Raw genomic sequence first — 24,827 nt, forward strand, 5'->3', positions numbered from 1 at the left:
CGTGTTAGATGCCAGATTTGACATCTTCAAGTAAGTTGCGGGCCTGCTCGATGCTCAGTGCCGGCTTCTTGAGATGTACGACTGCATGGCAATTTGGACAGATCGGCCTGAGATCCTTAATTGGGTCTACTTTATACTCGACCTTGATTTCCGACAGTTGCCGAACATGGTGAACCTGAATGAATGATGCCGCGATAGAGCCATAACGATCTCCGAAACTCATTCCGCACACGCAACAGGCCCGTCCATAATGCTGTAAGCATGCTTCACGTGCTGCAGGATTGCGCTCGTACTTGTTGACGTAGACCTTGCTGGCAGCACCCTCTGGATACTCGGCTTCTGTGGCCGTCTCTTCAGGGAAGCCAATACCCCGAGCGCCGACAACCTCAGCCCAGAAACCTTCGAGTTCGACTGCCAATAGTGATGGAATTTGGACACCTGACATCTGCGTGCTCCAGTTCTTATAGCCATTCAATGGAGGTGATTGAAGCATCGACATCGGCAACCGAGGCGCCTCAAAGAGGGAATCGAAGGCCATGTCGACGTAGTTCGTCACTTCCCCAACGGCTGCACGATCTAGATCCCAATGCGCGGCTTCGTAGGGCGCAGTCTTCGCCCAACCAGAACCAACGATTCCACGTGGATCCTTCCCCAGCCTGATAAGGAATAAACGATCGCCGGGCTGAATGCTGCGATTATTCGCTACGCTCCATCGCACCCAAGACGAGCCATCCTGTCTTACTTGGTTTAATTCATCGTCAAGCGAGCCCCAAGGGTACTTCAGCGGATTCCAGGCAAGTAGGTATGTATTCATGGCTCTACTTTAGTGCATCTAACGCTTGCCATCACCAGGCCGCAATGGTCTCAGGCTGGAACAAGTAACTCCTGGAGGCGGCTCTGGTGAATGGCAATGTTAGACATTCTAATCGGGAGCACTCTCAACGGGAAGTCGAATATCCTTCGCATTTTGAAAGCGGACGGCTCCATTAGAGAGTCGCTCGATAACTTGAGCGGTTTTGGCGGGAGCGTTGCGGGCAGCAAAGAACTCACCAATCTGGGTTAAATGTGGTTCGTCTCCATCAACCGGAATTAGCTGCAAGACTTCCTGTCCAATACGCGTGAACTTCCATACGGGTAATTCAATGTGGCCTGTGACTGACCCCCTGTCAACAATCAAGACAAAGCCGCCAGATAGAAAGACTGCTTGGGTCATCTCTGGCTCTAGAAAGACCCTGTAGTTCAGATCGGTTGGATACATGATACCAAGTTCTCCAGCCGCGAAATGGTGGCCAGGGAAAATTTTCCTCTCTGTTCGGAGCCATTCTTTAGCGGGAGTGGGAAGGATGGCGGTGCCACTGTAAAAGACAGCCAACTTCGCCATCTCCACAATTAAGTCAGCGTCAGACTTAGTGATATTCCTCATGAACTCAAGGGTCTTGAGTGAGTAGCTTCCAGGCTTGATAACCTCGCCTGACAGAATCCTTCCCCAAAGTTCTTGCATTTGCTCCGATGAAACGTCTTCGGCAGCGCGAAAGAATCGATTGATCCAATCATCGTCTGGTCGTTCATCTGCTACCTCTGTCTGCTGCGATAGTTCAGCTGCGGCTACCGCCGTGATTCTCTCTACGTTATCTTGGCGCTTGCGCTGCTGGTAACCAAGCCGGCGCGCAGAGCGGATCTCGTAATCAGGAGCCTCTAGCGATAGGGTTCTATCTTCGGTTCGCTGCCACATCTCTATTTCGCCATCCTTGAATACCGCTGGAAGTTGATGTCGCTCGGCGACTTCTTTCAAGGCGCCTGCGATTGCACGAATCTCATATGCTTTTGCATCTGCATTCTTCCTGACTAGGTACGGTCGCGAGACCTCGCCCACCCCCTGCGATATAACCTCGATGAGGCGAGTCAAGGGTTCGCTGAGTCCTGCGAGGTCTTTAATTTCCATGCAAAGAAAACGGTGCTTCGGTGAGGGAGTCTAACGCCAAGATCAGAAGCGGGCCGAAACTTTGAAATTGGCGCTTACCTCCGCTCCCGTCTTCTGAATCTTGATGTTAGGCCCCCTTCGCATCGCCAGTGGATTGCGCTTCGACGTAGTCCTTCAGCACAGCATCCATACGAGCTTGCCAACCAGCTCCAGAAGCCCTGAAATAGTCAATAACCTCAGGACTATATCGGATTGATACCAGCTGCTTTTTATTTGCCAACTCTGGTCGACCGCGCAGCACACGAATGGGGGCCATCGCGCTCATCTGCTCGTCTGTAAGCGGGAGGGCATCAGGATCTGATTCCGCCGCCGCAGTTATCAACTGATCTTCCTCACGTGTCGGCATCTTCAGGCTGATCTTCTTTAATGGCTTTGACATAGTGATTGACCTCACGGCGATTGGCTCTGCGTAGGCTAATGATTCTCCTTGTCGACTCGCGATCTACAAAGGCTACAAAATAGAGTATGTCTCCTAGTGGAGCCAAGGCAACCATCCTTACTTCACCATAGTCAGCACGATCATCAAGCCAGACGAGTGCTGCCTCCCAGCTGAGCTCAGCTGCGGCCGCCAAAGAGAGGCCATGCTTGCTCAGATTGATAGCGTCCTTGCCAGGGTCGAAATCGAACTGCACACTTTACTGTAGCTACGAGAATCCCCACCGTCAACTTCGTTTCATCAAGCAGCTTTCAGGTGGGCCTAACTTGTTATTGGGCGGATCCGCCTAAACCCCTAGATGCCCTCTTCCTGTCCGCATAAGCCACGAATCTCTTGAGGCTGGCACCAGCAGAAACCTTTCCAGGCAACCCATCTGACCTTGTCTTTCAAAGCCTGTGTCAGTTTATGCGGACCCGCATAAAATTCCCAGGTCTGGCTTTTGCCCACCACTGGGCTGCAGGGCCTTCGGTAACAGGCCTACCCACTCATGTCCGACCAGGCGCTACCTGCAGGCCTCTACGACCACCCCTTCAGCGAAGCCATCCACCAGGCCCTCGCTTGCGGGCCGGCGGGCCTGGACCACCTTGATCCACTCGACCCCGCCGAAGCCCCCCAACGCCTGGCCCGCTACCTGCACAAGCTGAGCGAAGCAGCCCTGGCCTCGTTACCAGAAGCCCAGCGACAGCAAGAGCAGCTGGCGCTGGTGAACCAGATCGTGGCCCTGCTGCACCAGAAGGTACCCGCCGCCGTCCACCCCGGCGACCAGCTGCACCCCAGCGCTCGGCTGCTGCGAGAGCTGCGCGATGCTCCCTTGCTCCCTGGCCAGGTCCCCATCACCCGGCCCCTGATCCCCCTGGCCGATGGCACCCTGCTGATCAACGCGCCCAGTGAGCCCAGCGTGGGCCTGGCTCTGCAGGCGGAGTGTCCTTCAGCCGATCGGATCGACCTGCTCTGTGCCTTCATCAAGTGGAGCGGCCTGCGTCTGCTGCAGGAGCAGCTGAGTGCCCACCTCGATGCCGGCCGCCCCCTGCGCGTGCTTACCACCGTGTACATGGGCGCCACCGATCGCAAGGCGCTCGACTGGCTGGTGGCCCGCGGGGCCCAGGTGCGCGTCAGCACCGACACGCGCCGCACCCGTCTGCACGCAAAGGCCTGGCTGTTTCACCGCGCCAGCGGCACCAGCACCGCCTACATCGGCTCCTCCAATCTCTCCCATGCCGCCCTGGTGGATGGCCTGGAATGGAACGTGCGCCTGGCAGCCCTGGAAACGCCGGCGATGCTGCGCAAGTTTCAAGGCACGTTCGAGGCCTACTGGGAGGAGGGCGAGTTCGAGCCCTACGGCGCCACTGCCGAACAGCAGGTCCGCATCGACCATCAGCTTGCCCTGGCCCGTGGCGACGACTCCGCCAGTGGCGCCACCGCGCCTGTTTGGTTCGACCTGCGGCCCTACGCCTACCAGCGTGAGATGCTCGATCAGCTGGCGGCCGAACGCTCGCTTCACCACCGCTGGCACAACCTCGTGGTGGCGGCCACCGGCACCGGCAAAACCGTGCTCGCCGCCTTCGATGTGGCCCGGCTCCATGCCGACTTCTCCGAGCGGTTCCCCTCGCCCGATCCGCCGCCATTGCTGCTGATCGCCCACCGCAAGGAAATCCTGCAGCAGGCCCTGGCCACCTTTCGCCAGGTGCTGCGCGATCCCTCTTTCGGCGAACTCTGGGTGGATGGCGAGCGGCCCAGCCAGTGGCGCCATGTGTTCGCCTCCGTGCAGTCGCTCAGCCAGCAGGACACGGCTGAGATTCCCGCCGATCGGTTCGACGTGGTGATCGTGGATGAGTTCCACCACGCAGCCGCATCCAGCTACCGCCGCTGGCTCGATCACCTCACCCCCAAGCTCCTGTTCGGCCTCACCGCCACCCCCGAGCGCGCCGACGGGCTCGACATCCTCCATTGGTTCGAGGGCCGCATCGCCGCCGAGCTGCGTCTCTGGAGTGCCCTCGACCAGGGCCTGCTCAGCCCCTTCCACTACTTCGCCGTGGCCGACGCCACCGACCTCTCCGCCCTGGAATGGCGCCGCGGCGGCTACGTGCCCGCCGAGCTCAGCACCCTCTACACCGGCGACCACCGCCGCGTGGATCTAATCCTCAGCGAGCTCGACAAGAAGCTCGCCGATCCATCCCGAATGCGGGCCCTGGGCTTCTGCGTGAGCGTGGAGCACGCCCGCTTCATGGCCGAGCGTTTCCGCGCCCGCGGTCTCAATGCCGAAGCCCTCGATGCCAGCAGCCCTGCTGATGCGCGCCGGCATGCCCTACGCCGCCTTCAGAACGGTGAGCTGCAGATCCTCTTCGCCGTCGACCTCTTCAACGAGGGGCTCGACATCCCGGCCATCGACACCGTGCTGCTGCTGCGCCCCACCGAGAGTGCCGTGGTGTTTCTGCAGCAGCTCGGCCGGGGCCTGCGCCTCTCCCCCGAAACCGGCAAGAGCTGCCTCACGGTGCTGGATTTCATCGGCCAGCAGCACCGGCGCTTCCGCTTCGATCTGCGCTACCGCGCCCTGCTGGGAGGCAGCCGCCGTCAGCTGGAAACCCAGCTCGTTCAGGGCTTTCCGTTCCTGCCGCCCGGTTGCCGGCTGGTGCTCGATCGGGTGGCGTCGCAGCGGGTGCTGGACAACCTGCGCCAGAACCTGCCCCGCCGCTGGCCACAACTGCTGGAGGAGCTGCGCGCCCTGGCGGCCGAGGGGGTGATCAGCCCCGCATCAGGCCTGGCCGACTGGCTCGACGCACTGGGCATGGAGCCGGCCGAGTTCTACGGCGTGCGCGGCGCCGGCTTCACCGCCCTCCGGCGCGAGCTGGGCTGGCTCAGCGGCGGGCCTCACCCGCAGGAGGAGCGGCTCACGCGTGCCATCGGCGCCGGCCTGCTCCATCTGGACGACCCCGATCGTCTGCGTTGGCTAGCCGCCCAGCTGCAGGCCGATGCACCTCCTGATGTCACCGGTCTGGGCGATCGCGAGCAGCGCCAGTGGCTGATGCTCACCGCCCAGCTGTTCGGCACCGGCAAGCGCTGGACGCCCCTGGCCGAAGCCCTGGCGGTGCTCTGGCAGATGGGTGCCTGGCGAGTGGAGCTGGTCCAGCTGCTGGAGCTGCTGGCCGAGCAGGCGGATCACCGGCTCTACCCGTTGCCCTGGGCGTTGCCGGTGCCGTTGCGGGTGCACGGCCGCTATTCCCGCGCCGAGATCGAGGCCGCCTTCGGAATCCTCCACGACGACGCCCCCTGGATCCACCGCGAAGGTGTCTTCTGGCACGAACCCAGCCACACCGACCTGCTGTTCGTGACCCTCAACAAGAGCGAAGCCCTCTTCTCCCCCTCCACCCGCTACCGCGACCTGGCCCTCGGCCCCTCCCTGTTCCACTGGGAGAGCCAGAGCACCACCACCGCCGCCTCGCCCACCGGGCAGCGCTACATCCACCACGAGGCGCGGGGCTCAAGGGTGCTGCTGTTTGTGCGGGAGCACCGGCGCGAGGGGGGCCGCGCCGGGGGTGTCACCGAGCCGTTTCGGTGTCTGGGGTTTGTCCGCTACGAAAGCCACGAGGGGGAGCGGCCGATGGCGATTCGGTGGCGGCTGGAGCGGGCGATACCGGCGGGGTGGATGCAGGGGATGGGGTTGGCGGTTTGAGGGGGGGCAGATCAGCACGTCATGGAGGCGGCCCTGGCCAACCCCTGCCTGATGACCGTCACCAGGCGCAGCCTTTCTCCGCCACCACGATCGACGACAGGCAACAGCGTTGCTCGCGCACCCAGGTATCCAGGCGTGGCGACAGTCCTTCAGGGGAACTCCACCGGTTCCGCAGGGCGCGTGTCGCGCAACCCCTCGAAGAACGCTGCCAGCTCGGCCTGGAAGCCAGGGTCCTGCAGCAGAGCATCCCGTTGATCCAGCAAGGCGCGGGCCGACACCAAGACTGGATCAGGCGTGCTGTAACGGCTCGATCGCTGGCAGGACATCTCCCAGAGCCTTCTTGGCGAGCTTCAGATCATGGCTGGCCTGCATCCGCAACCAGAAGCCCTCGCTCAGGCCAAAAAACCGGCAAAGGCGCAGATCCGTGTCGGCGGTGATTGCTCGGCGCCCCTTCACGATCGCGTTGACGCGGCTCTCCGGCACGCTGATCGCCAATGCCAACCTGTACTGGCTGATTCCCATCGGCCGCAGGAACTCCTCCAGCAGCACCTCACCTGGAGGGACCAACATCAGGTCAGTGGTAGTCAACGATCTCGACCTCCTCTGGGCCGGCTTCCGTCCAGACGAAGCAGAGCCGGAACTGGTCGTTGATGCGGATGCTGTGCTGGCCATGGCGGTCTCCCCGGAGCGGCTCCAGGCGATTGCCTGGTGGGATCTGCAGATCGTTGAGGCAGCCGGCGGCATCCAGGATGGCGAGCTTGCGAAAAGCCACGCGAGCGAAGCTTCCAAACCGCCTCACCACCTTCCCCTCGAACAGGGCCCGAGTGTCGCGGCAACGAAACGACCTGATCACTGAATCATCTTACCCCCGCCGAACGTGCCTACGCTTGGCATGGGCATTCCGTTCAGCCACCCGAGGGGCTCGACATCCCCACCATCGGCACCGTGCGGCAGCTTCGGCCCGCCGAGAGTGCGGTGGTGTCCCTGCAGCAGCTGGACCGGGACCTGCACCTCTCCCCGATGCCTTCGCCATGCTCTGGCAGGCGGCCGCCTGGTGCGACGAACTGCGCCAGCTGTTTGACCTGCTGGCCGAGCGCACCGATCGCCGCCTCCACCCGCTGCCCTGGGCGCTGCCGGTGCCCCTGCGCGTCCACGGCCACCACAGACGCACCGAGACGAAGCGGCCTACTGCTGCGCAGAAGCCTGCGGCTACGGCATCCTGCGCGACTACGCCCCCTGGTTCCACCGCGAAGGTGTGCTCTGGCACGAACCCAGCCAGGCCGACCTGCTGTTCGTGGCCCTCAACAAGAGCGAAGCCCTCTTCTCCCCCTCGACCCGCTACCGCGACCTGGCCCTGGGCCCCTCGCTGTTCCACTGGGAGAGCCAGAGCACCACCACCGCCGCCTCCCCCACCGGCCAGCGCTACATCCACCACGAGGCGCAGGGGTCAAGGGTGGTGCTGTTCGTGCGCGAGCACCGGCGCGAAGGTGGGCGCGCCGGGGGTGTCACCGAGCCGTTTCGGTGTCTGGGGTTTGTCGGGTATGTGAGCCACGAGGGGGAGAGGCCGATGGCGATTCGGTGGAGGTTGGAGCGACCCATCCCGGCGGGGTGGATGCAGGGGATGGGGTTGGCGGTTTGAGGGAGGACGGCGCGTCAGCCCGGGTTCAGCTCCTGCAGCAGGTCACGGCAATGGGCTTTGAGCGTGGGCAGATCAACCTGAATGGCACCCCAGACAAGTCGGTCACTCACGTTCAGATACTCATGGGTCAAGAGATTGCGAAAGTCGATGATCTGTCTGCCCTCCGGTATGGAAGCGAACAGGGCTGGCCACCTCCGGGAGATCACCTTGAGCGCTTCTCCAATGATGATGAATTCCCGCTCCACCGCCGAGCGAATCAGGCGGCTTTGCCCATAAGTCTCCCCATTGAGCCCATCAGTAGCGTCCTCGATGGCGGCAGCCGCCTCAATGATGTCATTGAGATACGCAGACGGATCACGCAGCATAAAGGATCTGCTTGTCAGCCTCGATCGAAGCCTTGATATAGGGATTGCGAACCGCGTCTGCCATCACAAGGTCAACCGGGGCTGGAAGTTGCTTGCGGAGCTCATTCAGCAGACTGAAATACGCCTTGTAGACTACCCCCGCATCGCAGGGATGGAATTCCACCAGCAGGTCGATATCACTCACACCAGGTTGGTAGTGGGAGCCCACAACAGATCCGAAGGCATGAAGGCGCGCCACCGGATGACGGCGGCAGGCCTCAGTGATCGCCTCAAGTTGCTTTGGGGTCAGCGCGATTGCCATGGCCCCATTCTTACCCGCCTTCACCAAGGCGGCCGGATTCGCTTTCGTCTCCGCTGCACGGACAGGGCTGAGCACTGGCTGCACCCGCTGCCCTGGTTCCTGCTGGTGCCCTTGAATCCATCGCGAAGGGGTGCTCTGTCACGAACCCAGCCACACCGACCTGCTGTTCCTGACCCTCAACAAGAGCGAAGCCCTCTTCTCCCCCTCCACCCGCTACCGCGACCTGGCCCTGGGCCCCTTGCTGTTCCACTGGGAGAGCCAGAGGACCACCACCGCCGTCTCCCCCACCGGCCAGCGCACCATCCACCACGAGGAGGGGGGTTCAAGGGTGCTGCTGTTTGTGCGGGAGCACCGGCGCGAAGGTGGGCGCGCCGGGGGTGTCACCGAGCCGTTTCGGTGTCTTGGGTTTGTCCGCTACGAGAGCCACGAGGGGGAGAGGCCGATGGCGATTCGGTGGCGGCTGGAGCGGAAGATCCCGGCGGGGTGGATGCAGGGGATGGCGTTGGCGGTTTGAGGGGGGGGGGGGGACGATTCAGAAGAGGGCGCCTGGTCACCTCCATGGCTGCTGCCACGTTTTGATGCACCTAAGCTGATTGGAACGTGGTAGTGGGGCGGGCTTGATGAAGGGGGAACTGACTGCCGTAATTGAGCCAGCTCCAGAGGGTGGCTTCTGGGCGATCTGCCTGGAGATTCCCGGCGCGAACGGCCAGGGAGAAACCATGGAGGAAGCAAGAACGGATCTGCAGGCCGCCATTGAGCTTCTCCTCGAGGATCGTGAGGCTGATATCAGCCGTGGGCTGCCGCCTGATGCTGTGCGCATGCCCTTGAAGATCGGATGAAACGCCGCGATCTGGAACGGCGTCTTCGCATGGCTGGATGTGTCCTGAAACGAGAAGGAGCCTCACACTCCATCTGGATCAACCCAGCCACTGGAGTCAAGGAAGCCGTCCCAAGACACAACGAAATCAAGGAACCACTGGCCCGAAAGATTCTCACCAGCCTCGGTGCGAGTTGAGTTCTGGATCACTGCTGCGGAGAAGCCTGGCGGCTTCGGGATCCTGCACGATGGCGTCCCCTGGATCCATCGCGAAGGCGTGCTCTGGCACGAACCAAGTCAGTGCGACCCGCTCTTCGTGACCCTCAACAAGAGCGAAGCCCTCTTCTCCCCCACCGGCCAGCGCACCATCCACCACGAGGCGCGGGGTTCAAGGGTGCTGCTGTTTGTGCGGGAGCACCGGCGCGAGGGGGCCGCGCCGGGGGTGTCACCGAGCCGTTTCGGTGTCTGGGGTTCGCGCGGTACGAGAGCCATGAGGGCGAGCGGCCGATGGCGATCCGTTGGCGGCTGGAGCGGCCGATTCCGGCGGGGTGGATGCAGGGGATGGGGTTGGCGGTTTGAGGGCGTTGAACCTGGGGTGCCCTTAGCCTGGTTGCCATGGACCGCCCTGCTCCACTCCTTCCCTTGCTGGCCGACCGGTTGGAGCCGCTCAGGGAGCTGTGCGACCGCTATGGGGTGGATCGACTTGAGGTCTTCGGATCGGCGGCCAAGGGCCTGTTCGACCCTGCCAGCAGCGATCTCGACTTCATCGTGCGCATGGCTGACCAGCGGGAAAAGGGCTATGCCAGGCGCTTCTGTTCCTTCGCCGATGCCTTGGAAGCCTTGTTCGGCCGACCCGTCGATCTCTTGACGGAATCCATGATCCACAACCCTTACTTCCGAAAGGACGTGGACGCATCTCGCCGCGTGCTGGTGGAACTCTGACCATGCGAAGGGCGGCGCTGAAACGCCTGCACGACGCCTTGGAAGCCATCGAGGCGATTCAGCGCTTCATCGAAAACTGCACGCTTGATCACTACCTTGAAAATCAGCTGATCCAATCAGCCGTGGAACGGAAGTTCGAAATCATCGGAGAAGCCCTCAACCGAGCGCAGGATGCCGATACCAGCGTTCTTGATTTCATTCCCGACCTCCGACTCATCGTGGGCACACGCAACAGAATCATCCATGTCTACGAAACCGTGGATCAGCTGATTCTCTGGGATGCAATCCAGAATGACCTCCCTGGCCTGAAAGCCTCTCTGCGGGATGTGCTGAGCACAAATCCCCCCATGACTTAGTCACTGTCGTGAACGCAGCCAACGCCTGACTGGGCACCTACCTTTCCCCAAGTTGAGTGCCATCGGATTCAAAGGGCGTTTCCGGGGGGCCGTGTGTCTGGAGCCGGCGATCGCGGCATTCGCAGTGTGGATGCCTTGGATCCACCGTGAAGGCGTCCGCTGGCACGAACCCAGCCAGACCGACCTGCAGTTCGTGACCCTCAACAGGAGCGAAGTCCTCTTCTCCCCCACCACCCGCACCCGTGACCTGGCCCTGGGGCCATCGCTGTGCCACTGGGAGAGCCAGAGCACCACCACCGCGCCTTCCCCCACCGGGCAGGTGTCACCGAGCCCGGTCGGTGTATGGGCTTCGTCAGCTACGAGAGCCATGAGGGGGAGCGCCCCATGGCGGTCCGCTGGCGGCTGGAGCGGGAGATCCCGGCGGTGTGGCTGCCTTTGATGGGGTTGGCGGTTTAGCCTTCATCAAGGGCCCGACTGAGCATTTCCTGCCGGCCATGGATCTCAGTTCTGACATTCTGATCACCCGCTTGCGCGAGCATGCGCCCATCTGGAGTGAGCGTTTCGGCGTGCGAAGCCTCCGGATGTTCGGCTCCTGGGCCCGCGGCACGGCAACACCCGACAGCGATGTTGATCTGCTGGTGGAGTTCGACGGCCCCGCCACAGCCAGGCGCTTCTATGGCCTCCAGCTGTTTCTTGAAGACCTTCTTCAACAGCCCATCGATCTGGTGACGGAACGAGCACTCCGGCAGGAACTCCGGTCTGCGGTGGAAGCGGATGCCATCACCCTCTGACGGCAATCCGAAACGCGATTGGCGTCTCTATGCACAGGACATGGATCGGTTTGCCCATCGCGCCGTGCGCTACTGCGTGGATCTGAATCGTGCGCAGTTTGAGGCGAACCAACTGATGCAGGACGCCGTTCTTCGCAACATCGAGCTGATCGGCGAAGCCGCCACGCGCATCCCAGAGGAAGTGAGGCATGCTCATCCCGAGATCCCCTGGCGAGAGATCATTGCGATGCGCAATCAACTCATCCACGCCTACCTGGGGGTCGATCTTGATGTGGTGTGGGATATGGTGCAGGTGGAATTGCCGCTGCTGATCCTTCAGCTGAAGGCCGTGATGACCTGACGCGCAGCCTGTTCATGAAGGGATGGGGAGCCCCCTGGATCCACCGCGAAGGCGTGCCCTGGCACGAACCCAGCCACACCGATCTGCTGTTCGTGACCCTCAACAAGAGCGCTGCCCTCTTCTCCCCCACCACCCGCACCCGCGACCTGGCCCTGGGGGCCTCGCTGTTCCACTTGGAGAGCCAGAGCACCACCACCGCCGCCTCCCCCACCGGGCAGCGCACCATCCACCACGAGGCGCGGGGGTCGCGGGTGCTGCTGTACCGCTGTGCGGAAGCCTGCGGCTACGTGCGCGAGCACCGGCGGGAGGGCGGTCGCGGCGGGGTGGCTGCCAGGCTGTTGCTTGGCATGACAGTGGCGTTGGCGGTTTGGGGGGAGCCAGACTGTGGAGACCGATGGCGCTGGGACATGACCTACCGCATCCGACTGCTGGAAACCGAAGAAGGCTGGGCCGTGAGTTGCCTCGACCTGCCTGGCTGACACTCCCAGGACAACAGCCGCGAGGAAGCTCTCAGCAACATCCGCGAGGCCATCACCCTCTGGTTGGAAGTGGAAGCTGAAGAGGCTGGGGTGAAGATCGTGGAAATGCTGGAGTTGGCCGTGTAATGCCCAGGCTTCCGGGGATCAGCCAGAAGGAGGCGGTGCGGGTATTCCAGAAACTTGGCTATCGCGTGGTGAGGGAATCCGGGCATCTGATCATGAGCAACGCCATCACCATGGGCGCCAGCGCCCTGGCCGGAAAGCAGACGCCGGAAGCACTGATCCGCGCCGACCGCGAGCGCTGATGGCCCTCACCTGCGTTCTCGATGCCGCTGCTGCCGTGGCGGAGCAGATCCGCGAGGCGGCTCTGGTGATCGCCCCGGAGCTGATGCTCAGCGAGGTGGCCAACACGCTCTGGAACCTGCAGCGGGCCGATCTCCTGGCTGATCGTGATCCCCAGCAGCTACTGGCCGTGCGGGTGCTGCCATGAGCGCCCCTCAGGACGAACAGCTGTAGTGCGACACACCCCCTGCGTTGAAGAACTCCCGGGGCTTCAGGCGGTCGTACGTGGCCGCCAGCTGCGCGGATGGCTCCGCGTAGGGATGGCTGAACACCGCCTGCAGCTCCTGGATCGCTCTGTAATCACCTTGCTCGGCCTGTTGATAGGCGGGCGCGATCAGCCACTCGCGCCAGGTGATCGCGGGGTTCACACGTTGCATCGCCTCGGCTGTCGCCTTGCGATCGCCACCCTCCGAGAGGCCATCCCGCCAGCGTTGCAGCCACTGCGTCCAGCGCGCCTCGAGATCTTCTGAACTGGGCAGGTAGAAGCTCTCCTTCAGGGTGGAGAGATCCTCCGGAATGGCCGACAGCCGGCGGAAGAAGATCGTGTAATCCACCTTGGAGAGCAGCATCAGCTCCAGCAGCTCGTTCACCAGCGCGGCGTCATAGCTGGTCAGCCCGAGCTTGCTGGCCCACATCGCCTCCATCGCCTGGTTCATCGCCTCGGCGAAGCCGTCGCGGAGCTGATCCAGCCGCGCCAGGGCCTCGGTGTTGTCCTCAAGCAGCGGCCGGAGGGCGGCCCAGAACATCTGGTAGTTGGCCTCGGCGGCCACCGGTTGGTTGAAGAAGCAGAAATGCTCGCCGCCGCCGGTCCAGGGCTGAAAGCGGGGATCGAACAGTTCGCAGAAGCCGAAGGGGCCGTAGTCGAGCGTGTAGCCACCGGCGGCGCAGTTGTCGCTGTTGAAATTGCCCTGGCAGTAGCCCACCCGGATCCAGTGGGCCACCAGTGCGGTGAGCCGCCCGCGGAACAACCGCGCCAGCTCCACCACCTGATCGCTGAACTCCAGATCCGGATCGATCTGGGGCCGGTAGTTGCGCTCGATCAGGTGACGCACGATCATCCCCAGCTCGTGCAGCGCAGCCGGATGGGCCTGGCTGCGGACGCGGCGGGCGAAGAGCTCCAGCTGGCCCACCCGCAGAAACGAGGGCGCCACCCGGGTGGTGATCGCCGCCGGGTTGTCCACCAGGATGTCGGGATCGAACGAACGGGAATTCGGCGCATACCAGGGCCGGCGCACGGTTTCGGCGCGCGACACCACCAGCGTCAGTGAGCGTGAGGTGGGAACCCCCAGGGCGTGCATGAACTCCTGCGCCAGAAACTCGCGCACGCTGGAGCGCAGCACGGCGCGGCCATCGGCGCCGCGGCAGTAGGGCGTGGGGCCACCGCCTTTGAGTTGCATCTCCCAGCGCCGGCCGTTGAACACGCCTTCGAACACGGAAATGGCCCGGCCATCGCCATAGCCATTGCCGGTGCCGAACGGGCACTGCTGGATGTATTCCGTGCCGTAGATCGAGAGGGCATAACCGGTGGCCCAGCCGAAGGGGCGCATCGGCTCCGTGGTCACGCCGATGTCGCCGGAGAACAGCCGCAGGAACTGGTCGTCATGGGCCAGCGCCTCGCTCAGGCCCAGGTCGTGGAAGAGGGCTCGGCTGTGCGCCACCAGCTCCGGCACCGGAAGCGGCGTGGGTGTGACCGGCACGTAATGACCGGAGAACACCTGGCGGGGCCGGTGATCATGGCCATCGCCGCTGGCCTGCGGATCCGCCTGCAGGGAGTCCAGCAGCGAATAGTCGGCCCGCTCTGCAAACTCAGCGAACGTGCTGGTCGGTGCCGAGGCCGGCACTGTGTTCGGCGCTGTGGTCGGCACGGCTGTCGGCACGGGTCTCTCGGGTATGGCGCGGCCTGGGCAGGGCCCTGACGCTGAGGGCACCATCCTGGCGAACCCGTTGCCACCGGTGGCAGGCCGGGTGCGGGCCCCCACCATCTCGCCGCGGGCGGCAGCCGGCGCTGAGGGCCCCAAGGGTGACGGCGCGAGGCAACATCATGGGGGTGGATGAAGGTGGAACGTCTGAGGGCGTTGCGGCGTCAGCGCTTCCGTCGGGCCAGGCTCACCGCCGCGCTCACAGCGGAGACGGCGATCAGGGCGTAGGTGATCGGGATCAGCGCGAAGGGCTCGCGCAGGATCCCGTTCGCGTCGATCCTCTGGCCCTGCAGCCTGTAGGCACTGCCGCTGGCCACGGCCCCGGCCAGGGCGATCACGGCGATCAGGGTGGGGAGCTTGATGGAGCCTCATGCCGCGGGCGCGCTTCACCCTGGCTCATTCTGGGTTCGAGCGGGTTGCCGCCACGGCCCCTGCTGATTCACCGAGCCGCCGAGCCGCCGAGGGGCAGCGTCTCCAGCAGCCGCACCACCAGGTAGAGGCGCTCCGGCAGGCTGCCGAGATCCATCCACTCGGCCGGGCTGTGCAGGTCGCCGCCCACCACGCCCAGGCCCTCGAGCACGGCCGGGCCGGCGCTGCCGCTCTGGAAGGCATGGCCGGCGTCGGTGCCGAACCCCATCGCGATGGCCGGGAGGGGGAGCTGCAGCTCGCGGAAGATCGCCCGGGCCTGCAACACCAGCGCCTCGGTTGCCGGATTGGGCGGGAAGGGCGGCCGCCGCGGCGTGAGGGAAAGGGTGGCGGTGGTGTCGGGGATGTGACGGCGGCGGATCGTGCGCTCCACCTGCTGGCGCACCCGCTCCAGTTCGCCCGGATCGCCATACCGCATGTCGGCGGTGGCGGTGGCTTCGGCGGGGATCACGTTGGGGCGCTCACCGCTGCGCAGCACCGTCCAGTTCACCGTGGTGCCCCGGGCCGGATCCCCCAGGTTCTGCAGGGCCACGATCTGATGGGCCAGCTCCACGGCCGCGTTGCGGCCGCTGGCCGGATCGGCACCGGCGTGGGCCGCCCGGCCCTGCACCGTGAGGGTGAGGAAGACGATGCCCTTGGTGGAGTCGATCACGCCGTTCTGCGGGCTCGGTTCGAACGACAGCACCACCGCGTGCCGGCGGGCCAGCTCGGCGATCAGCGGCGCCGATCCCGGCGAGCCGATTTCCTCGTCGGGGTTGAACAGCACCGTGATCGGTGTGTGCTCGTCGCCGTTGCGCGTTCTGAGCAGCTCCAGCGCCTGCAGGATCATCACCACCCCGCCCTTGGCATCCGCCACCCCCGGCCCCGTGGCACGGCCCGCCTCGATCCGGAATGGCCGCCGTGCCGCCTCGCCGTCCGGGAAGACCGTGTCGTAGTGGATCAACAGCAGGATGCCCCGATCGCCGCGCCCCTCGAGGCGCGCCACCAGGGTGTCGCCGGCGGCGGGCCTGGCCGGGTGCCGCTCCACCCTGGCCCCGAGCCCCCGCAGCCGCTGCTCCAGGTGAGTGGCCATCCGCTCCAGACCCTGAGGCTGGTCGCTGCCGCTGTCGATCGCCACCAGGCTGCCCAGCTCGGCCAGGAAGGGCTTGATCCGCGCCTGGCTCTGCCTCTGCAAGGTTCGATCCGCTGCGGGGGCCTGGGGCACCTGCGCCGCCGCCGGCAGAGCAACGTGCAGGGCCAGCAGAACGGCCAGGGGTCTCAGCATCGTGATCGGGACTGACCGCTTGCATCAGCCTGGTGAGGTTCGGTGCCACGGGCAGCCTCTGCGGCCACGGGCTCAGCAGCAGTCTGTGGCGTGCCTCGCTGGATCCCATGCCCGAGGGAACCCACCCTGGAGAGCTGTCAGCATTGGCCCCGATTCTCGGATCCCCGCATGACCTTTGGCGCCACAGGTTGGATGACCAGAGGCTGGATCAGGGCCGCCCTTGTCTGCCTGGCAGCCGGCATCGGCGCCGGCCCGGTTCTGCCGGCCAGGGCTGATTCCAAGGCGGTGGTTCCAGAAAGGGAGCGGCAGGGTCTGGAGCACCTCCTGCCCGGGGCCCCGAAGGAAACGCGCGGTGTTCTGTCTGTGCGTCTGCTGGGATCGACGGATCTGGAGCAGGATTTTCCATCGATGCAGGGTTATGTGCTGCGCGCCAGGGAAATCACCGTTGCCCCCGGCGGCCAGATCGGCGTGCATCGCCATGAACGCCGCCCGGGTGTCGCCGTGATGCTGGAGGGGGAGATGACCGAGCGACGTGCCCCCGGCGCCCGCCCGAAACCGCTCGCTCCGGGAGAGGTGGCCTTCGAAGCGGCCGGGGTGGTGCATTGGTGGCGCAACGAGACCGATGCTCCGGCCAAAGCGATCGTGATCGACATCGTGCCGAAGGATCTGCCCTGACCAGGGTCCCGAGGCCGTGACATGGAGGCGGGGGTTCGAAGATCCTTTCCCAGCCATCCGCCTGCCCAGCCATCGGATGGATGGGGGCATTGCCGCTGTGGTTCTGGGGTGCCCCTGATGGTGCGGTCACTGATTCGCAGCTCCACCAGGGTGGCGATGGCATCGAGGGGAACGGCAGTCCCCGGGCTTCCACGTACACCGCATAGACCGACTGGCCGGCCGTGATGCACAGGCGGTGTCCTCACACCAGCGCAGCATCCGGTTGTTGGGGATGTCGCTCCACGGCGGCATTGCCGAACACGTAGAGCCGGAAGGCCGGCGCGATCACCTCGATGGCCGGATCCGGTTAGCGGACTGGAGCGCCTTGCCCGTCTCTCTGCATGGATGAAGATCAGGGCGTCTCCCTGTCGGTGTAGCCCGGCGCAGTGGGATCCACCGAATGACCCCACCCTCACGCCGGGCCGAATATCCGCGACCCCTGTGCCCAAGGCTGCGGGGATTCAGAGCAGCTTCGTTGCGGCTGCCGTCGCGGCGTCCCCTCCACCATGGCCTTCCCCGGGCCGATCCACCCGCATCCGGGCCGACACGTGTCCCTCGGGATCCACCCCGGCGAAGGTGGGGGGCAGCCACACCCGCACCACCATCAGCAGGGCAGCGGTGGCGAGAAAGAGACACACGGCCAGGATCTGGCGCCAGTCGGTTTCGAGCACCCCGTTGACGATCACCTCCCGCAGCACCGACACGATCGCGATCTCCACGGACACACCGATCGAGACCCTCTGTTCCTGCAGGTAGATGATCAGCAGGCGAAACAGCTCCACCAGGATGAGGATGAACAGGATGTCGGCCGTGATGGCGTGAAACTGCGGTCGCGTGATCAGCGAGGCGAAGATCGTCTTGAGCTGCAGGGCCATCACGCAGAACAGGCCCAGGCAGAGGGACACGGCGATCAGGTCCTGCACCGCCTCGAGCGACTGGACGATCTGAGGTCGGCGGAACTGCTGGTGCCAGGGCAAGGCGGCGGGGGCGGGCGGCACGGCGGAGGGCGGCACGGCGGAGGGCGGCACGGCGGTGGCAGGGGCGGGGCCGGAACGGGCTTCCGACGGGGGCGTGAGGGCGGCAGATGTCATGGATTCGACCGGAACTCTGGTGCAGGACCAGCAGACGTGACGCGACCCTAAGGGGCCTTCGCTTATCAATCAACGACCAAACGATCAGCCGTGCTGATCCCATTGATGGCCTGTCGGGGCGCATAGGCTCGGGCCTGCAGTCACCCAGCCCGATGACCGAGCCCCAGTTCCGCTACGAACCGCTCGAGAAGTTCGGCGAGGGCCTCACCACCCGCCGTCCCTGGAACACCCGGGCTCTCGAGGGTGTGGAGCGGCTCAATGGCCGGGTGGCCATGCTCGGCTTCGCCGCCGCCCTGATCGGCGAATGGCTCAGCGGCCACGGGCCGGCCGACCAGGTGCTCGCCCTGGTGCGCTGGTACCTGGGCTGGGGCACCTGACGCCTAAGGCATCACCGCGGTGGCGCGGGCCGGAGGACTCCCCGGCGGTGGCCTCCAGGCGGCGTCCTGAGGACTGGGCAGCAGGGGCGTGGGATCGACCGCCACCAGGCCCCGGGGCTGCCGCCGTCGAAGCTCCAGATGCAGATGGGCGGTGCTGGCATTGCCGCTCTGGCCCACCAGCCCCAGCGACTGCCCGGCTTCCAACCGCTCCCCCGCCGCCACCGTGGCCTGCGACAGGTGGGCGTAGAGACTTGACCAACCGCTGCCGTGGTCGATCAGCACGGTGAGGCCGTAGCCGTCGATCTCGGCCACGCGTTGCACCCGCCCCGCCTGCACCGCCAGCACCGCGATGCCCTCAGGAGCGATCAGATCCAGACCGGTGTGCATCCGCCAGGCCCCGCGCGCACTGGAGTAGCGCCATCCCCAGGGATCCTGCTCGGAAGCCGCCACGGCCAGGGGGTAGTGCCACGGTCGTGGCGGGGCCTGGGCCGCACCGCCGGCCCCATCCGCCGGTTCCTCGGGCGCAAGATCCCCCACGGCAACCTCCGCGGGAATGGCCGCCGGCCGTTCGGGCCTGGTCGGCCCAGGCACGGCGGTGGCCCCCCCCCCCCCCGCGGCGGGGGGCCCTGCCGCCGGCGGCGGCAGGGCATCGGACCACGGCGCCGCGTCAGCCCCAGCCCCGGCGACGGCCCCGGTGGCCGAATCGGGGATCGGCGGCTCGGGCAGCGGGGCGGCCTCCACCCCAGCCGTGGCAACGCCCAGCAACGGGGGCAGCAGCGGGAGCAGCAGCAGTACAGGGACCCAGCGGGGATGCGCAGGCGCCATCGAACCGGCCAGCGGCCCTCGCGTTGTACCGCCTCCGCGCCGCCCTGCCATGCTGCGGCCACGACAGGCGGGGCGGCCATGAGCGGCACAGGGGAGGCGATCCGCTTCTCCGATGGAGCGGCCTACGACCGCTTCATGGGGGTGTGGAGCCGGCAGGTGGGCCGGGAGGTTCTCGACTGGCTCGCCCCCGCCCCGGATCTGCGCTGGCTGGACGTGGGCTGCGGCAACGGCGCCTTCACCCAGCTGGTGGCCGAACGCTGGGCACCCCGCAGCCTGGAGGGCGTCGATCCCTCCGAAGCCCAGCTCGGCTTCGCCCGCCGGCATCCCGCCCTGCAGGGCGCCCGCTTCCAGCTCGGGAATGCCATGGATCTCCCCTACGGCTCCGGCAGCTTCGACGTGGCCGTGATGCCGCTGGTGATCTTCTTCGTTCCCGATCCCGCCCGCGGCGTGGCGGAGATGGCCCGGGTGGTGGTCCCCGGGGGAACGGTGGCCGCCTACGCCTGGGACATGGCCAACGGAGGGTTCCCCTACCAGGAGGTGCGCACCGTGCTGGAGGCGCTGGGCCGCGCCCTGCCGATGCCGCCCAGCCCCGAGGCCTCCCGCCTGGAGACGCTGGTGGAGCTCTGGGCCAACGGTGGCCTGGAGGGGATCGAAACGCGGCAGGTGGCGGTGCAACGCACCTTCACCGGCTTTGAGGAGCTCTGGAACCTTCTGCTGGAGGGACCGAGCTCCGGGCAGGTCCTCGCCACCCTGACGGCGGCGGAACGAATGGCGGTGCAGGAACGGCTCCGCAGCCGCTGGCAGGTGCAGGGGGAGGAGCCTCTCACCCTCTCAGGCCTGGCCCATGCGATCCAGGGCACGGTGCCGGGCCGGCCCTGAGCCCCCTGGGCCGGATCGGATCCCCGTATCCCCGGGCACCCCCAGGACAGGGCGATCGGCCCAAGGATGGGGGCGGAAAACGCAGATATCCCCGTCATGCGCGAGATCGTCTTTCGCGTGATCAGTGAGCGTCCCGGCCATCTCGAGGCCCGGGCCGAGGACCATCCCATCACCATCACCGCCGCCTCCCTCGAAGAACTCCACCACGAGGCCCGTGAGGCCCTGATCGAGCACCTGGGGCCCATCCACGTGGCCTACCGCACCCGCATCCGCCGCGCCGATCCCGATCCCCGGGCCCTGCGCCACACCGTCCTGCCCCTGCCCCGCCGGACGGCTCCCTGCTGCTGAGCCCTTGACCGACGCCACGACTGCCGTCAGCGACGCCGTCCTTCACGACTGGTTCGCGGCGATCGAGCCGCGCCCGTGGTTCGGCAGCGATCCAGACGTCGATCGGCGTCTGCGGGATCGCTTCCTGCCCCTCGCCCGCCAGGCCCGGCGCCAGTTCTGGCTGATGCCCCGGATGCACAGCGAAACGCTGGCCATTCGGGAGAGGGCGATCCCGCTGGTCGAGGGGTTCACCGATCCCCGCACCGCAACGCCAGCCTCGCTCGGACCTCGACGGCCGCGGAGCTGGCCTTCCTGCAGACCCCCGGCTCCGGCTTCTGAGGGCGGCCACACCTGACAGCCGTTGCAGCTATGGCTACAGCAGGAGCAGCAGGGTCCAGGGCCATGAAACCCACCACCACCCATGCCCACGCCAACCATCGCCCCCGCCATGACGGGATGGAGAGCGGGCAACACAGCGATCCCTACCAGCAGCGCCGCAAGCCGCCCCAGCCCAGCAGCTGCCCGGATTGCCAGGCCACCTTCCAGCAGGGCCGCTGGAGCTGGGAGGCCCCGCCGGCCGGTGCCGGCAGCCACCGCTGCCCCGCCTGCGAGCGCATCCGCGACAGAGTGCCCGCCGGCGAACTCAGCCTCGAGGGCAGCTTCCTCGCCGCCCATGCCGAGGAGGTGATGCGGCTGGTCAACAACACCGAGCAGCGCATCCGCCAGGAGCATCCCCTCGAGCGGCTGATCGACACCAGCGGCGATCCCGCCGGCGGTGCGGTGCTGCTGCGCTTCACCGGCATCCATGCCACTCATGGGCTCGGCAAGGCGCTGGTGAAGGCCTTCGGTGGAACCCTCAACGCCCCCTATCCGGATGCCGGCTCCCCGATGCGGGCCCACTGGCAGCGGGGCTGAGGGGGGACTGAGCGGGGGGTGAGCGGCGTGGTGCCCCGGCGGACCGTGCCCCAGTCCGGCACCCGGAACCACTGGCCATGTCCCCGTTCGGCAAGCTTCCGGCCTGTACCTGGCTGCTGCAGGTGGCCGGAGCCATCTGCCTGGTCACCCTGGCGGTGCAACCCGCCCAGGCCCAGGCCATCCGAGACCGGATCATCCACAGCCAGTGTGAAGCCAGGCCCAAAGCCGAACGGGTGAGCAAGGGCGCGATCGAGGGCGGCGCCACCCCCGCTCCGGGCGCTGCGAGTCCCGCTGCTCAGTAGTAGCGGCGCGGGTTCTGCCGGATGGCGATCTGAACCTCCAGCAGGAAGAGCAGCAGCCCCACGATCAGGGCGAGCATCGCCACCACGAACAGCGTCACCACGATCGCCGCCAGATCCATGGCGGCGATCGAGCCGATGAACAGCACAGCCACCACCGCGGCCACCAGCAGGGCGGCGATGCCGGTGAGCAGGATGGCGCGGTTGATCAGGAAGAGGCGTCTCCGCTGCACCTGGAAGCTGCGGTGCAGCGGAGACGCCTCACCGGCGGGGTCCTGGTCCAGCGCCGCCTGGATCACGCGGGTGCGGTCGATGATCCGCGCCAGTCGCCCCGTGAAGAGGTTCAGCAGGCCGGCGATGCCGGTGAGCAGGAAGACCGGCGAGAGGGAGAGCTGGATCGCCCGCGACAGGCTCACGATCGAAGCGGGCTGCTCCATGGAGGTGGCGAACTCGGGTCGGGTCATGGCCCTTCCAGCCTGGCGGCGCCGGCCGGCGTTGACACCACCGCCGCGCCTTCCCAGGGTGCGCGCAACAGCACGGCTCCCATGTGGCCTATGCCCTTGCCGCGCCCGCGGCCCCGCCGCTGGGGCGCACCGGCCCTTGTGGCGCTTGCCCTGGCCGCCGGCCCGCAGCCGGCCGTGGCCCAGGCGATCCAGGTGGAGCAGCTGGTGAAGGGCACCCGCAGCTGGGATGGCTCCCCGCTCCCGCCCCTGGGGCCGGGGCAGCCGGAGGTGACCGTGCTGCGCATCACCCTCCCGGCCGGGGCGTCGCTGCCCCTGCATGTGCACCCGGTGATCAATGCCGGCGTGCTGCTCGAGGGCCGCATGCGCGTCTCCACCGCCACGGGCGAGACGATCACGCTCGAGGCCGGTGACGGGCTGATCGAGCTGGTGAACACACCCCACCAGGGCACCAGCCTGGGGCCCGGACCCGCCCGGATCCTGGTGGTCTACGTGGGCCTGGAAGGACAGGCGCTGTCGCTGCCGGCCCGGCCCTGAGCCGCCCCTCCCCGGCAGGCGCCGGCCGCCGCGTCAATCCGTGCGACGCCCCAGCCGGTAGGGAGGAAGGTAGAGAGCCAGGCCATCCGCCTCCATGCACCCTCCCGCAGCCGAGTCCCCCCCCGGCGACGCCACCCCCGAGCCGGAGCCCCAGGGCGGCGGCTGGCGGAAGCTGCTGCTGCTGGCGGCCATCGTCCTGGCGGTGGCGCTGTTCTTCGGGTTCGGGCTGCAGCGGCAGCTGACCCTGGAGGGGCTGCAGCGGGCCCAGGGCTCACTGCTGGCCTGGCGCCAGGCGGCACCGCTGCAGAGCGCCCTGGCCTACATGGGCGTCTACGTGGTGGTCACGGCCCTGTCGCTGCCGGGGGCGGCGGTGCTCACCCTGGCCGGCGGGGCCCTGTTCGGCCTCGGCCTCGGCACGCTGCTGGTGTCGTTCGCCTCCAGCGCCGGCGCCCTGCTGGCCTTCCTGCTGGCCCGCACCCTGCTGCGCGATCTGGTGCAGCGGCGCTTCGGGCGGCAGCTGGCGCCGATCGAGGCCGGCGTGGCGCGCGACGGGGTGCTGTATCTGCTCACGCTGCGGCTGGCGCCGGTGTTCCCCTTCTTTCTGGTGAACCTGCTGATGGCCCTCACGCCGATGCGGGCCGGCGCCTTCTACCTCACCAGCCAGATCGGCATGCTGCCCGGCACGCTGGTGTACGTGAACGCCGGCACCCAGCTGGCCCGCCTGAAAGGGCTGGGCGGGATTCTCTCGCCACCGCTGCTGCTCTCCTTCGCCCTGCTGGCCGCCTTCCCCTGGCTGGCCCGGGCCGCCACCAGCCGCTGGGCCACCTGGCGCCTCTACCGCCGCTGGAGCCGCCCGCGCCGCTTCGATCGCAACCTGATCGTGATCGGCGCCGGCGCCGCGGGGCTGGTCACCAGCTACATCGCCGCCACGGTGAAGGCCCGCGTCACCCTGATCGAAGCCGAGGCCATGGGCGGCGACTGCCTCAACACCGGCTGCGTGCCCAGCAAGGCCCTGATCGCCTCGGCCCGCCTGGCCGCCCGCATGCGCCGGGCCGACCGCTGGGGCCTGGAGCCGGTGGAGCCCCGCCTCTCGGTGCGCCAGGTGTTCGAGCGGGTGGCCGCCAAGGTGGAGGCCGTGGCCCCCCACGACAGCGTGGAGCGCTACGAGGGGCTCGGCGTGGAGGTGATCCGCGGCCACGCCCGCCTGGTCGATCCCTGGACCGTGGCCATCACCCGGGCCGATGGGGAGCTGCGCCTCACCAGCCGGGCGATCGTGCTGGCCACCGGCGCCGCGCCGGTGCTGCCCGATCTGCCGGGCACCGATCAGGTGCCCCTGCTCAGCAGCGAGACGATCTGGACCTACCTGCGCACCTGCCCGCAGGAGCGGCCGCGGCTGGTGGTGCTCGGGGGCGGACCGATCGGCTGCGAGCTCTCCCAGGCCCTGGCCCAGCTGGGCCTGCCGGTGACGCTGATCCAGCGCAGCGGCCGGCTGCTGCGCCGCGAGGACGCCGACGTGGCCGAGGACGTGCGCCGCGCCCTGGAGGCCGATGGCGTGCAGGTGCTCACCCGCACCGAGGTGCTGGGCTTCGCCGCCGATGGGGAGGGCGCCGCCCGGGTGCTGGTGGAGCACGAGGGCCAGGCCCGCACCCTGGCCTGCGATGCGGTGCTCTGCGCCCTCGGCCGCCGGGCGCGGCTGCAGGGCTACGGCCTCGAGGAGCTCGGCATCCCCACCGGCGCCACGATCACCACCAACGCCTACCTGCAGACCCTCTACCCCAACATCTACGCCGCCGGCGATGTGGCCGGGCCGTTCCAGTTCACCCACACCGCCGCCCACCAGGCCTGGTACGCCGCGGTGAACGCCCTGTTCGGCGGCGTGCGGCGCTTCAGGGCCGACTACCGCGTGATCCCGCGCACGACCTTCACCGATCCGGAGGTGGCCACGGTGGGGCTCACCGAAGCGGAGGCCGCGGCCCAGCAGATTCCTGTGGAGGTGACGCGCTTCCCGCTGCATGAGCTCGACCGGGCCATCGTGGAGAGCGCCGAGCGGGGCTTCGTGAAGGTGCTCACCGCCCCCGGCAAGGACACGATCCTCGGTGCCACGATCGTGGCCGAGCACGCCGGCGAGCTGTTGGCGGAGGTCGTGCTGGCGATGCGCTGGAAGCTGGGGCTGAGCCGCCTCTTCAGCACGGTGCACGCCTACCCCACCTTCTCCGAGGCCAACAAGTACGCCGCCGGCGTGTGGAAGAAGGCCCGGGCGCCCAGGCGGCTGCTGGGCTGGTTGGAGCGCTGGTTCCGCTGGCGACGGGGCGGCGGCTGACGCGCCGCCGGCCG

The 24,827-nt window shown here is 66.7% G+C and carries 37 protein-coding genes; 22 read left to right on the forward strand and 15 right to left on the reverse strand.

Annotation, left to right across the window (positions count from 1 at the left end):
• Positions 1 to 4: 4 nt before the first annotated feature.
• The 4 genes from ACLNEE_RS04000 to ACLNEE_RS04015 form a co-directional block, all read right to left on the reverse strand.
• Positions 5 to 814 carry an HNH endonuclease gene (locus ACLNEE_RS04000; protein ID WP_411424263.1) on the reverse strand — a complete coding sequence of 270 codons (810 nt, stop codon included), beginning with the start codon at positions 812 to 814 and terminating at the stop codon, positions 5 to 7.
• 108 nt (positions 815 to 922) lie between these two features.
• Positions 923 to 1,942, reverse strand: coding sequence for a DUF2806 domain-containing protein (locus tag ACLNEE_RS04005; protein WP_411424262.1), 1,020 nt, complete (start codon positions 1,940 to 1,942; stop codon positions 923 to 925).
• Between the two features lie 106 nt (positions 1,943 to 2,048).
• On the reverse strand, positions 2,049 to 2,327 hold the full coding sequence (locus ACLNEE_RS04010) for a BrnA antitoxin family protein (RefSeq protein ID WP_412006803.1): 279 nt from the start codon (positions 2,325 to 2,327) through the stop codon (positions 2,049 to 2,051).
• On the reverse strand, positions 2,314 to 2,613 hold the full coding sequence (locus ACLNEE_RS04015; protein ID WP_411424260.1) for a BrnT family toxin: 300 nt from the start codon (positions 2,611 to 2,613) through the stop codon (positions 2,314 to 2,316). Before ACLNEE_RS04015 ends, ACLNEE_RS04010 begins: the two co-directional genes overlap by 14 nt.
• Positions 2,614 to 2,904: 291 nt before the next feature.
• Between ACLNEE_RS04015 and ACLNEE_RS04020 the strand changes: the two genes are divergently transcribed.
• On the forward strand, positions 2,905 to 6,087 hold the full coding sequence (locus ACLNEE_RS04020; protein ID WP_411424259.1) for a DUF3427 domain-containing protein: 3,183 nt from the start codon (positions 2,905 to 2,907) through the stop codon (positions 6,085 to 6,087).
• Between the two features lie 149 nt (positions 6,088 to 6,236).
• Here the strand turns inward: ACLNEE_RS04020 and ACLNEE_RS04025 are convergent, their stop codons facing one another.
• From ACLNEE_RS04025 to ACLNEE_RS04035, 3 genes are read right to left on the reverse strand one after another with little or no spacing between them, the layout of a single operon-like run.
• Positions 6,237 to 6,365, reverse strand: a complete 129-nt coding sequence (locus ACLNEE_RS04025) for a hypothetical protein (protein ID WP_411424258.1) — start codon at positions 6,363 to 6,365, stop codon at positions 6,237 to 6,239.
• Positions 6,366 to 6,375: 10 nt separating this feature from the next.
• On the reverse strand, positions 6,376 to 6,657 hold the full coding sequence (locus ACLNEE_RS04030) for a HigA family addiction module antitoxin (protein ID WP_411424257.1): 282 nt from the start codon (positions 6,655 to 6,657) through the stop codon (positions 6,376 to 6,378).
• Positions 6,658 to 6,661: 4 nt separating this feature from the next.
• Positions 6,662 to 6,859: a type II toxin-antitoxin system RelE/ParE family toxin gene (locus tag ACLNEE_RS04035; RefSeq protein ID WP_411424256.1), complete on the reverse strand. Its 198-nt coding sequence runs from the start codon at positions 6,857 to 6,859 to the stop codon at positions 6,662 to 6,664.
• Between the two features lie 483 nt (positions 6,860 to 7,342).
• Here ACLNEE_RS04035 and ACLNEE_RS04040 point away from each other — a divergent pair, with 483 nt between their 5' ends.
• The gene (locus tag ACLNEE_RS04040; RefSeq protein ID WP_412006804.1) at positions 7,343 to 7,726 is read left to right on the forward strand and encodes a DUF3427 domain-containing protein; all 384 of its coding nucleotides are present in this window, start codon (positions 7,343 to 7,345) and stop codon (positions 7,724 to 7,726) included.
• Between the two features lie 14 nt (positions 7,727 to 7,740).
• Here ACLNEE_RS04040 and ACLNEE_RS04045 read toward each other — a convergent pair whose 3' ends face one another.
• Entirely contained in the window at positions 7,741 to 8,091 is a 351-nt protein-coding gene (locus ACLNEE_RS04045) for a HepT-like ribonuclease domain-containing protein (protein WP_411422768.1), read from the reverse strand.
• Positions 8,081 to 8,392, reverse strand: a complete 312-nt coding sequence (locus tag ACLNEE_RS04050; RefSeq protein WP_412006805.1) for a nucleotidyltransferase family protein — start codon at positions 8,390 to 8,392, stop codon at positions 8,081 to 8,083. Before ACLNEE_RS04050 ends, ACLNEE_RS04045 begins: the two co-directional genes overlap by 11 nt.
• Before the next feature lie 130 nt (positions 8,393 to 8,522).
• Between ACLNEE_RS04050 and ACLNEE_RS04055 the strand changes: the two genes are divergently transcribed.
• The 11 genes from ACLNEE_RS04055 to ACLNEE_RS04105 all read left to right on the forward strand — a co-directional run bounded on the left by ACLNEE_RS04055 (position 8,523) and on the right by ACLNEE_RS04105 (position 12,607).
• Positions 8,523 to 8,906, forward strand: a complete 384-nt coding sequence (locus ACLNEE_RS04055; RefSeq protein ID WP_411422766.1) for a DUF3427 domain-containing protein — start codon at positions 8,523 to 8,525, stop codon at positions 8,904 to 8,906.
• Between the two features lie 106 nt (positions 8,907 to 9,012).
• Complete coding sequence (locus ACLNEE_RS04060) at positions 9,013 to 9,231, forward strand: type II toxin-antitoxin system HicB family antitoxin (protein ID WP_411422765.1); 219 nt, start codon at positions 9,013 to 9,015, stop codon at positions 9,229 to 9,231.
• Positions 9,228 to 9,407 (forward strand): type II toxin-antitoxin system HicA family toxin, encoded by a 180-nt coding sequence (locus tag ACLNEE_RS04065; RefSeq protein ID WP_411422764.1) that lies wholly within the window; start codon positions 9,228 to 9,230, stop codon positions 9,405 to 9,407. The genes ACLNEE_RS04060 and ACLNEE_RS04065 overlap by 4 nt, the downstream gene beginning before the upstream one ends.
• Before the next feature lie 444 nt (positions 9,408 to 9,851).
• Entirely contained in the window at positions 9,852 to 10,151 is a 300-nt protein-coding gene (locus ACLNEE_RS04070) for a nucleotidyltransferase family protein (protein ID WP_412006806.1), read from the forward strand.
• A gap of 2 nt (positions 10,152 to 10,153) precedes the next feature.
• Positions 10,154 to 10,507 (forward strand): HepT-like ribonuclease domain-containing protein, encoded by a 354-nt coding sequence (locus ACLNEE_RS04075; RefSeq protein ID WP_411422762.1) that lies wholly within the window; start codon positions 10,154 to 10,156, stop codon positions 10,505 to 10,507.
• A 267-nt stretch (positions 10,508 to 10,774) separates the two neighbouring features.
• On the forward strand, positions 10,775 to 10,963 hold the full coding sequence (locus tag ACLNEE_RS04080) for a hypothetical protein (protein WP_411422761.1): 189 nt from the start codon (positions 10,775 to 10,777) through the stop codon (positions 10,961 to 10,963).
• Positions 10,933 to 11,298, forward strand: a complete 366-nt coding sequence (locus tag ACLNEE_RS04085) for a nucleotidyltransferase family protein (RefSeq protein ID WP_411422760.1) — start codon at positions 10,933 to 10,935, stop codon at positions 11,296 to 11,298. The genes ACLNEE_RS04080 and ACLNEE_RS04085 overlap by 31 nt, the downstream gene beginning before the upstream one ends.
• 40 nt (positions 11,299 to 11,338) lie before the next feature.
• The gene (locus tag ACLNEE_RS04090; RefSeq protein ID WP_411422759.1) at positions 11,339 to 11,638 is read left to right on the forward strand and encodes a HepT-like ribonuclease domain-containing protein; all 300 of its coding nucleotides are present in this window, start codon (positions 11,339 to 11,341) and stop codon (positions 11,636 to 11,638) included.
• Positions 11,639 to 11,691: 53 nt separating this feature from the next.
• Positions 11,692 to 12,117, forward strand: a complete 426-nt coding sequence (locus ACLNEE_RS04095) for a hypothetical protein (protein ID WP_412006807.1) — start codon at positions 11,692 to 11,694, stop codon at positions 12,115 to 12,117.
• A gap of 125 nt (positions 12,118 to 12,242) precedes the next feature.
• Entirely contained in the window at positions 12,243 to 12,422 is a 180-nt protein-coding gene (locus ACLNEE_RS04100) for a type II toxin-antitoxin system HicA family toxin (RefSeq protein WP_411422757.1), read from the forward strand.
• The gene (locus ACLNEE_RS04105) at positions 12,422 to 12,607 is read left to right on the forward strand and encodes a hypothetical protein (RefSeq protein ID WP_411422756.1); all 186 of its coding nucleotides are present in this window, start codon (positions 12,422 to 12,424) and stop codon (positions 12,605 to 12,607) included. Before ACLNEE_RS04100 ends, ACLNEE_RS04105 begins: the two co-directional genes overlap by 1 nt.
• 7 nt (positions 12,608 to 12,614) lie before the next feature.
• On the opposite strand, the gene ACLNEE_RS04110 is transcribed toward ACLNEE_RS04105, so the two are convergent.
• The 3 genes from ACLNEE_RS04110 to ACLNEE_RS04120 all read right to left on the reverse strand — a co-directional run bounded on the left by ACLNEE_RS04110 (position 12,615) and on the right by ACLNEE_RS04120 (position 16,068).
• Positions 12,615 to 14,324 carry a protein adenylyltransferase SelO family protein gene (locus tag ACLNEE_RS04110; protein WP_412006808.1) on the reverse strand — a complete coding sequence of 570 codons (1,710 nt, stop codon included), beginning with the start codon at positions 14,322 to 14,324 and terminating at the stop codon, positions 12,615 to 12,617.
• A gap of 218 nt (positions 14,325 to 14,542) precedes the next feature.
• On the reverse strand, positions 14,543 to 14,716 hold the full coding sequence (locus tag ACLNEE_RS04115; protein ID WP_411422753.1) for a DUF3955 domain-containing protein: 174 nt from the start codon (positions 14,714 to 14,716) through the stop codon (positions 14,543 to 14,545).
• 101 nt (positions 14,717 to 14,817) lie between these two features.
• Positions 14,818 to 16,068, reverse strand: coding sequence for a glutamate carboxypeptidase (locus ACLNEE_RS04120; protein ID WP_411422752.1), 1,251 nt, complete (start codon positions 16,066 to 16,068; stop codon positions 14,818 to 14,820).
• 192 nt (positions 16,069 to 16,260) lie between these two features.
• Between ACLNEE_RS04120 and ACLNEE_RS04125 the strand changes: the two genes are divergently transcribed.
• Positions 16,261 to 16,743 (forward strand): cupin domain-containing protein, encoded by a 483-nt coding sequence (locus tag ACLNEE_RS04125; protein ID WP_411422751.1) that lies wholly within the window; start codon positions 16,261 to 16,263, stop codon positions 16,741 to 16,743.
• 500 nt (positions 16,744 to 17,243) lie between these two features.
• Here the strand turns inward: ACLNEE_RS04125 and ACLNEE_RS04130 are convergent, their stop codons facing one another.
• A complete protein-coding gene (locus tag ACLNEE_RS04130; RefSeq protein WP_411422749.1) occupies positions 17,244 to 17,873 on the reverse strand; it encodes a phosphate-starvation-inducible PsiE family protein in 630 nt (209 codons plus the stop codon).
• 152 nt (positions 17,874 to 18,025) lie between these two features.
• On the opposite strand from ACLNEE_RS04130, the gene ACLNEE_RS04135 reads away from it, so the two are divergent.
• Positions 18,026 to 18,250, forward strand: a complete 225-nt coding sequence (locus ACLNEE_RS04135) for a chlorophyll a/b-binding protein (RefSeq protein WP_412006809.1) — start codon at positions 18,026 to 18,028, stop codon at positions 18,248 to 18,250.
• Between the two features lie 3 nt (positions 18,251 to 18,253).
• On the opposite strand, the gene ACLNEE_RS04140 is transcribed toward ACLNEE_RS04135, so the two are convergent.
• Positions 18,254 to 19,075: a M23 family metallopeptidase gene (locus ACLNEE_RS04140; protein ID WP_411422747.1), complete on the reverse strand. Its 822-nt coding sequence runs from the start codon at positions 19,073 to 19,075 to the stop codon at positions 18,254 to 18,256.
• A 78-nt stretch (positions 19,076 to 19,153) separates the two neighbouring features.
• Between ACLNEE_RS04140 and ACLNEE_RS04145 the strand changes: the two genes are divergently transcribed.
• The 5 genes from ACLNEE_RS04145 to ACLNEE_RS04165 all read left to right on the forward strand — a co-directional run bounded on the left by ACLNEE_RS04145 (position 19,154) and on the right by ACLNEE_RS04165 (position 21,498).
• Positions 19,154 to 19,954 carry a class I SAM-dependent methyltransferase gene (locus ACLNEE_RS04145; RefSeq protein ID WP_411422746.1) on the forward strand — a complete coding sequence of 267 codons (801 nt, stop codon included), beginning with the start codon at positions 19,154 to 19,156 and terminating at the stop codon, positions 19,952 to 19,954.
• A gap of 96 nt (positions 19,955 to 20,050) precedes the next feature.
• Positions 20,051 to 20,302, forward strand: a complete 252-nt coding sequence (locus ACLNEE_RS04150) for a hypothetical protein (RefSeq protein ID WP_411422745.1) — start codon at positions 20,051 to 20,053, stop codon at positions 20,300 to 20,302.
• 4 nt (positions 20,303 to 20,306) lie between these two features.
• Positions 20,307 to 20,636: a DUF924 family protein gene (locus ACLNEE_RS04155; protein WP_411422744.1), complete on the forward strand. Its 330-nt coding sequence runs from the start codon at positions 20,307 to 20,309 to the stop codon at positions 20,634 to 20,636.
• A 47-nt stretch (positions 20,637 to 20,683) separates the two neighbouring features.
• Positions 20,684 to 21,196: a BCAM0308 family protein gene (locus ACLNEE_RS04160; protein WP_411422743.1), complete on the forward strand. Its 513-nt coding sequence runs from the start codon at positions 20,684 to 20,686 to the stop codon at positions 21,194 to 21,196.
• Positions 21,197 to 21,273: 77 nt separating this feature from the next.
• Positions 21,274 to 21,498, forward strand: coding sequence for a hypothetical protein (locus ACLNEE_RS04165; protein ID WP_411422742.1), 225 nt, complete (start codon positions 21,274 to 21,276; stop codon positions 21,496 to 21,498).
• Here ACLNEE_RS04165 and ACLNEE_RS04170 read toward each other — a convergent pair.
• Entirely contained in the window at positions 21,492 to 21,959 is a 468-nt protein-coding gene (locus ACLNEE_RS04170; protein WP_411422741.1) for a DUF2721 domain-containing protein, read from the reverse strand. The genes ACLNEE_RS04165 and ACLNEE_RS04170 overlap by 7 nt on opposite strands.
• A gap of 90 nt (positions 21,960 to 22,049) precedes the next feature.
• Here ACLNEE_RS04170 and ACLNEE_RS04175 point away from each other — a divergent pair, with 90 nt between their 5' ends.
• Positions 22,050 to 22,493, forward strand: coding sequence for a cupin domain-containing protein (locus ACLNEE_RS04175; protein WP_411422740.1), 444 nt, complete (start codon positions 22,050 to 22,052; stop codon positions 22,491 to 22,493).
• Positions 22,494 to 22,587: 94 nt separating this feature from the next.
• A complete protein-coding gene (locus tag ACLNEE_RS04180) occupies positions 22,588 to 24,813 on the forward strand; it encodes an FAD-dependent oxidoreductase (RefSeq protein ID WP_411422739.1) in 2,226 nt (741 codons plus the stop codon).
• The last annotated feature ends 14 nt before the right edge of the window (positions 24,814 to 24,827 follow it).

Origin of the sequence: Aphanothece stagnina RSMan2012 (assembly GCF_046764815.1) — a bacterium.
In the GTDB taxonomy this organism is placed as follows: domain Bacteria; phylum Cyanobacteriota; class Cyanobacteriia; order PCC-6307; family Cyanobiaceae; genus NIES-981.